The organism is Limimaricola litoreus, from assembly GCF_024159025.1.
GTDB classification, from domain to species: domain Bacteria; phylum Pseudomonadota; class Alphaproteobacteria; order Rhodobacterales; family Rhodobacteraceae; genus Limimaricola; species Limimaricola litoreus.
Genome location: NZ_JAMYXC010000016.1, coordinates 20466 through 27368, shown reverse-complemented (window position 1 = coordinate 27368; position 6903 = coordinate 20466). Strand labels below are relative to the sequence as shown.

Sequence of the window (6903 nt, the reverse complement as noted above, 5' to 3'; positions counted from 1 at the left end):
CCCGCCGCGCCGCTGCGGCGCGGCGCCATTGCCCAGCCCCTCGACCAGAACCGCCGTCATCGGGTGCCCCTCGGGCGCGATGGCATGGCGCTCGAGCAGCCGCCGGATCGCCGTGGCGGGCTCCAGCCCCTCGGGCAGCGACAGCGCCCAGTCGAGAAAGATCGACCGGCATTCGCCCGGTGTGATCCCCTCGATCCTGTAGGCCTCGCGCACCAGCCCCTTGGGGTCGATCTCGTCGCTCATCCGTTCTCTCCCGCACGGCTGCCCTTCAGGGCGTCATCGATCACCCCCTCTGCCGCCGCGGCCGCCGCGTCAAGGGCGCGGCGCAGATCGTCCAGCGTCTCGCAGCCGGCCTCGCGCAGCATCAACCGCGCGCCGCCCTCGGCCGGATCCTCGGGCAAGGGCCCGCCCCCGGTGAGCAGCCGCGCCACGCATTGCACGCCGCGAAAGAGCGCCGCCGCGTGACCCAGCGCCCGCGCCCCCGCATCGTCCACGAGCCCCGCCGCGCGCCCCGCCTCGATCTGCGCGGCCACCTCGCGCGCGCCCGATCCCGCGCGCAGCGCGAGGCTCTGGGCGAAAAGCTCCACATCCTGAAGCCGCCCCGGCCCGTCGCGCAGGTTCCAGCCGCCCGAGGCGGGTCGCGCCTCGGCCAGCCGCGCGCGCATGGAGGCCAGATCGGCGAGCACCGTCTCCCCGCCCGCCTTCTGCGCGATCAGCTCCCGGCGAAACGCCTCGATCTCCTCCCCCAGCCCTGGCTCGCCGGCCACCGCGCGCGCGCGGGTCAGCGCCAGATGCTCCCAGGTCCAGGCCTCGTCCTGCTGATAGGCGCGAAAGGCGGGCAGCGCCGTGGCCACCGGCCCCTGACGCCCCGAGGGGCGCAGCCGCATGTCGACCTCGTAGAGCCGGCCGTCGGGCATCGGCGCGGTCAGCGCGGTGATCAGCCCTTGGGTGAAGCGCGCATACCAGGCCCGCGCGGCCAAAGGGCGCGGCCCGTCCGAGGAATCTACGCCCGCCGAGTCGTAGATCACGATCAGGTCGAGATCCGAGGAGGAGGCCAGCCGCCCCGCGCCGAGCGAGCCCATCGCCAGCACCGACAGCCCGCGCCCGGGCGGCGGGCCGTGGCGGCGGGCGATCTCGTCGATCACCACCGGCACGAGCGCGGCGACCACCGCCTCGGCCAGCTCGGCATATTCGCGCGCGGCGGTGTTCGCGTCGATCAGCCCGCGCAGGTGGTGCACGCCGATGCGGAAATGCAGCTCCTTGGCCCAGACCCGCGCCGCCCCGAGCCGCGCCTCGTGGTCGGGCTGGCGCGCCAGAAGCTCCGCCAGCTCCGAGCGCAGCGCATCGACGCCGGGCCATTCGGCGAAGAAGCCGCCGCCGATCACCGCGTCGAGCACGCCCGAATTGCGCGACAGGTATTGCGCCAGCCCCGGCGCGGTGGCGCAGATGTCAACGATGAGCCGCGTCAGCTGCGGGTTGGCCTCGAACAGCGAGAAGAGCTGCACCCCGGCGGGCAGCCCCGCGAGAAAGGCGTCGAACTGCGCCAGCGCCTCCTCGGGGCGCGCGGCCTCCGACAGCGCCTTGAGGATCTCGGGGCGCAGCCGGTCGAAGATCTCGACCGCGCGGTCCGAGCGCAGCGCGGGATAGCCGGGCCAGCGCGCGGTCACATCTTCGCCGAACTCTGGCGCCTCGGCGCGCGCATGGCCGGGGGCGAAGAAATCCTCGGTGAGCGCGTGCACCTCCTCCAGCCGCTCGGTCAGATAGGATTTCAGCTCCGCCAGGTCGCGCCCCATGAAGGCGGCGAGCCGCTCGAAGCCCTCCTCCGATGTAGGCAGCATGTGGGTCTGCTGGTCGCCGATCATCTGCACCCGGTGCTCGACCTCGCGATGCGCGCGGTAGTGCCGGGTCAGCGCCTCCGCCGTGTCGCGCTCGATCCAGCCCGCCTGCGCCAGCCGGTCGAGCCCTTGGACCGTGCCGCGCACGCGCAAGGACGGATCGCGCCCGCCCGAGATGAGCTGGCGGGTCTGGGTGAAGAACTCGATCTCGCGGATGCCGCCCCGGCCGAGCTTCATGTCGTGGCCCGGCAGGCTGAGCGCGCCGCCAAGCCCCTTGTGATCGCGGATCTTGAGCCGCATGTCATGCGCGTCGCGGATCGCGTGGAAATCGAGATGCCGGCGCCAGACGAAGGGGCGCAGCACCTCGACGAAGCCCGCCCCGGCGGCGAGATCGCCCGCGCAGGGCCGCGCCTTGATCCAGGCGGCGCGCTCCCATGTCCGGCCGACGCTTTCGTAATACTGCTCGGCCGCGCCCATCGACAGGCAGACCGGCGTCACGGCGGCGTCGGGGCGCAGCCGCAGGTCGGTGCGAAACACGTAGCCCTCGCCGGTGATGTCGCCGATGAGGGCGGCGAGCTGGCGCGTCACCCGCACGAGAACGCTGCGCGCCTCATGCTGGTCGAGGCCCTCGTAGCGCGTCTCGTCGTAAAGGCAGATGAGGTCGATGTCCGACGAATAATTCAGCTCATGCGCGCCCATCTTGCCCATGGCGAAGAGCACCATGCCCGCGCCGCTCTCGATGTCGGCCTCGGTCATGCCGGGCAGCTTGCCGCGCGCGATCTGCGGCGCGATCAGCGTCTCCAACCCGGCCTGAAGCGCTGCATCGGCGAGCCGGGTGAGGCTGCCCGTGACCTCTTCGAGCGGCCAGGCCCCGCCCAGATCGGCCAGCGCCGCGATCAGCGCCACGCGCCGCTTGGCCTGCCGCAGCCTTGGGCCCAGCGCCGCGATCTCACGGCCCTTGAGCTGCGAAAGCTCGGCGACCACCGCCCCCTCGGGATCGGCGCAGGCGGCCTCGAGCCAGCCATGCTCGCGGCCGATCAGGCTGGCGAGATAGGGGCTGCAGCCGGCGGTGCCGCCGATCAGCTCGGCGGTGGCCGGCTCGGCCCAGCCGCAGAGCTGGCGGGCCTCGGCGGCCTTGTCGGGATCGAGGGGGCGCGGGGCGCGGCGCAGGCGCGAGGCGAGATCGGTCATGCCCGGACCGTGGCGCGCCGCGCGGGGGGCGTCAATCGCTCCACGATGCCGCCGGGGCAGGAAAAGGGCGGAAAAATGTTAAAGACCTTCACATGACCCCTTGCAGCCCGACCCGCCGCTTCCCATCTGCTGTAATGTGAAACGCATTCACATCCCACCGGCCCGAATGACGGGCCCCGTCCGCGAAGGAGTTCCTCGATGACCACGACCGACATGCCCCTGTCCCCCCGCGCTGGCCGGTCCGGGTTCAAGGACTGGCTCACCCGCAGCGAAGCCTGGCTCGACGCCCGCGGCAAACCCGCCTGGATCGCCGCCATGGTGCTGGGCTTCATCGCCTTCTGGCCGATCGGCCTCGCCCTTCTCGCCTACATGATCTGGAGCAAGCGCATGTTCACCACATCCTGCCGCAGCCGCACCGCTCGCGTCTCGCCCTTCGCGACGATGCGCTCCTCGGGCAACAGCGCCTTCGACGCCTACAAGAGCGAGACGCTGCGCCGGCTTGAAGAGGAGCAGCGCGCCTTCGAAAGCTTCCTCGAGCGGCTGCGCGAGGCCAAGGACAAGGCCGAGTTCGACCAGTTCATGGACGACCGCGCCGCCAAGGCCCGCGAGGCCAAGCGCGCCGAGAGCGATGACGACACCGACAAGGACGCCGCCTGAGCCGTCCGTCCGGGCGCGGCCCCCTCTCACCGGGGGGCCGTGTCGCTTGCCCCCGACCCCGCCCACTTGCCCGACCCTGTCCACTTGCCCGACCCCGCCCCGCATGAGAGGATCGCGAGATGACCGTGACACCGACCTTCGCCGCCCGCCTGCGCGGCCTGCCCGACCCCGAGACCAGCCCCGAATGCTACGAGGGCGTGGCGCTCAAACGCGGGCTGGCCTGGCTCGTCGACGTCACCGTGATCGCGGTGATCTGCGCGCTCTTGGTGCCGCTGACCGCCTTCGTGGGGCTGTTCTTCTTTCCGATGATGATGATGGTGGTGGGCTTCTTCTACCGCGTCGCCACCATCGCCTCCGGCTCGGCCACATGGGGGATGCGGCTCATGGCGATCGAGCTGCGCGATGGCGAGGATCGCCCGCTCGACGCCGGTCAGGCCCTTGCGCATACCGCGGGCTACGCCGTGTCGATGATGATCTTCCCGCTGCAGCTCGTCTCCGTGGCGATGATGCTGCTGACCCCGCATGGCCAGGGCCTGAACGACAGCATCCTCGCCACCACGGCGCTGCGCCGCCGCCGCTGAGCCAGCGGGCTTCGATATGGGCTTCGATCGGGGGCCTGATAGATCACGATACCCGGCGGGCGGGCGATCTGCCCCCGGGGGACTTGGCAGCTGGCCGGTCCGGCGCTAGCTTTGCTCGGGACAAGGAGCCCGAGCCCTTTCTATGCGCCATACCCTGCCCCTCGCGCCGCAGTTCTACGTGACGGCCCCGCAGCCCTGTCCCTATCTGGCGGACAGGATGGAGCGAAAGCTGTTCACCGCGCTGCAGGGCGAGCAGGCCGAAAAGCTCAATGACGCGCTGTCCAAGCAGGGCTTCCGCCGCAGCCAGAACGTGCTCTACCGGCCCTCCTGCGCCGAATGCACCGCCTGCCTCTCGGCCCGGATCGACGTGCGCCGCTTCACCCCCTCGCGCAGCCAGAACCGGGTCTTGAAGCGCAACCGCGACCTCGCGCGGCGCGCCACCTCGCCCTGGGCCACCGAGGAGCAATACGCGCTGTTCCGCGACTATCTCGACAGCCGCCACGCCACAGGCGGCATGGCCGACATGGACATGTTCGAGTTCGCCGCCATGGTCGAGGAGACGCCCGTGCGCTCGCGGCTGGTCGAATACACCGATCCCTCCGGCATCAACGACGCGCGCCACGGGCTGCGCGCGGTCTGCCTCACCGACATCCTCGATGACGGGCTGTCGATGGTCTATTCCTTCTTCGACCCGGCCGAGGAGCGCCGCTCGCTCGGCACCCATGTGATCCTCGACCACGTGCGCATCGCGCAGGAGATGGGCCTGCCTTACGTCTACTTGGGCTACTGGGTGCCCGGCAGCCCGAAGATGGATTACAAGGCGCGCTTTTCCTCGCTCGAGCTTTACCGCGGCGGGCGCTGGCAGCCGATGGGCGACCGCGACGACTACTCGGCCGAGACGCATCCGCTCTCGGTCGCGCCGATTTCGGAGCAGGTGGCGCGCATCACCCTGCCCGATACGCGCCTCGTGACCGGCGGCTAGGCACGCTCGCCGTCGATCCGGAACCAGCGATAGCCATATTTCGGCAGCGCGATCTCCTCGCCCGGCGCAAGCGGGTTGTGTCCGGCCTCGTCCGGCCCGCCGAGCAGCGCCACGAGATGACTGGCCCCGGCGATCTCGGGCGCGCAGGTCACCGGCGCGTCGGAGAGGTTGTGCAGCGTCAGCACCCGCGCGCCGCGCCATGACGACACCAGCCCCAGCACCGCCTCGGGCAGGTCTTCGATCACCTCCACCTCGCCCCAGCCGATCTCGGGGCAGGCGCGGCGCGCGCGGATCATGTGCTGCACCCGTGTGAGCAGGCTGCCGGGGCGGCCGCGCTGCGCGGCCACCGATGTCTCGTGAAAGCCGAAGGGACCGTCCTCGACCAGCGGGCGCACCGGCTCGCAATCGGCCCGCGAGAACCCGCCGCGATGCTCGTCGGCCCATTGCATCGGCGTGCGCACGGCCGAGCGTTCGGAAAGCGACAGATCCTCGCCCTGCCCGATTTCGTCGCCATACCACATCACCGGCGTGCCCGGCAGCGCGAACAAGAGCGACTGCGCCAGCGCCACCCGGTCGGTATCGCCCAGCATCGGCGCGAGACGGCGGCGCAGGCCCCGCCCGTAAAGCTGCATCTCCTCATCCGGGCCGAAGGCGGCGAAAACCTCCTGCCGCTCGTCATCGGGCAGCTTGTCGAGCGACAGCTCGTCGTGATTGCGCAGGAAGGTCGCCCATTGCGCCTGCCGGGGCGCATCCTTGGGGCGCGTGCCCAGCGCGTCGACGATCGGCGCCGCCTTTCCCCGCGCCAGTGCGAGGAAGATCTTCTGGTTCAGCGGGAAATCGAGGATGAGGTGCATCCGCTCATCGGCGCCGAACTCGCGCCCGCCGAAATAGTCGGGCGCCTTCTCGCGCTCGATATTGGCCTCGGCCAGCATGATCGCCCCCGCCCGGCGCCAGGACAGGAAATCGCGCATCTCCGACAAGAGAAGGAGCGGATCGCGGTCGGGCTCCTCGTCGAGGCCCTTGTACTCGATCAGGAAGGGCACTGCGTCGATCCGGAACCCCCAGACGCCAAGCTCCAGCCAGTAGCCCATGATCTTGAGGATCTCCTCGCGCACCGCCGGGTTGGCGATGTTGAAATCGGCCTGATGCGCGTAGAAGCGGTGCATGTACCACGCGCCCGCCTGCTCGTCCCATGTCCAGACCGCCTCCTGCACACCGGGAAAGATCACGCCTTCGGTGATGTCCTCGGGCTTTTCCTTCGACCAGACGAACCAGTCGCGGTAGGGGCTGCCCGGGTCCGATCGCGCGCTTTGGAACCACGGGTGATCGATCGAGCAGTGGTTGACCACCAGGTCGACGATCACCTTGAGCCCGCGATCGGCGGCGGCGCGGGCAAAGGAGACGAAGTCGCCCGCATTGCCGAGCCGCGGGTCGATGCCGTAGAAATCGGTGATGTCATAGCCGTTGTCGCGGTTGGGCGTGGGGTAGAACGGGTTGAGCCAGACCGCCGTCGCCCCCAGCCCCTCGATATGGTCGAGCCGGTGCGTCAGCCCCCTGAAATCGCCCACCCCGTCGCCCGAGGCGTCCATGAAGGTCTCGACATCGAGACAGTAGATCACGGCGTTCTTGTACCAAAGATCGAGCATGGGCGGCCTCC

6 protein-coding genes are annotated in these 6903 nt (G+C 70.4%); 3 read left to right on the top strand and 3 right to left on the bottom strand.

What is annotated here, in order from left to right; genetic code table 11:
- A partial coding sequence (locus tag NHG85_RS00990; protein WP_253328946.1) for a hypothetical protein occupies positions 1–243 on the bottom strand: 243 nt, incomplete at its 3' end.
- Entirely contained in the window at positions 240–3026 is a 2787-nt protein-coding gene (locus tag NHG85_RS00985) for a [protein-PII] uridylyltransferase family protein (protein ID WP_253328944.1), read from the bottom strand. The genes NHG85_RS00990 and NHG85_RS00985, both read right to left, overlap by 4 nt.
- Positions 3027–3224: 198 nt before the next feature.
- Here NHG85_RS00985 and NHG85_RS00980 point away from each other — a divergent pair, with 198 nt between their 5' ends.
- The 3 genes from NHG85_RS00980 (at position 3225) to NHG85_RS00970 (ending at position 5246) form a co-directional block, all read left to right on the top strand.
- Positions 3225–3683, top strand: a complete 459-nt coding sequence (locus NHG85_RS00980) for a DUF2852 domain-containing protein (RefSeq protein ID WP_253328942.1) — start codon at positions 3225–3227, stop codon at positions 3681–3683.
- 119 nt (positions 3684–3802) lie between these two features.
- Positions 3803–4264 carry an RDD family protein gene (locus tag NHG85_RS00975; protein ID WP_253328941.1) on the top strand — a complete coding sequence of 154 codons (462 nt, stop codon included), beginning with the start codon at positions 3803–3805 and terminating at the stop codon, positions 4262–4264.
- A 142-nt stretch (positions 4265–4406) separates the two neighbouring features.
- The gene (locus tag NHG85_RS00970; RefSeq protein ID WP_253328940.1) at positions 4407–5246 is read left to right on the top strand and encodes an arginyltransferase; all 840 of its coding nucleotides are present in this window, start codon (positions 4407–4409) and stop codon (positions 5244–5246) included.
- Here the strand turns inward: NHG85_RS00970 and NHG85_RS00965 are convergent.
- Positions 5243–6892 carry an alpha-amylase family protein gene (locus NHG85_RS00965; protein WP_253328939.1) on the bottom strand — a complete coding sequence of 550 codons (1650 nt, stop codon included), beginning with the start codon at positions 6890–6892 and terminating at the stop codon, positions 5243–5245. The genes NHG85_RS00970 and NHG85_RS00965 overlap by 4 nt on opposite strands.
- Between the last annotated feature and the right edge of the window lie 11 nt (positions 6893–6903).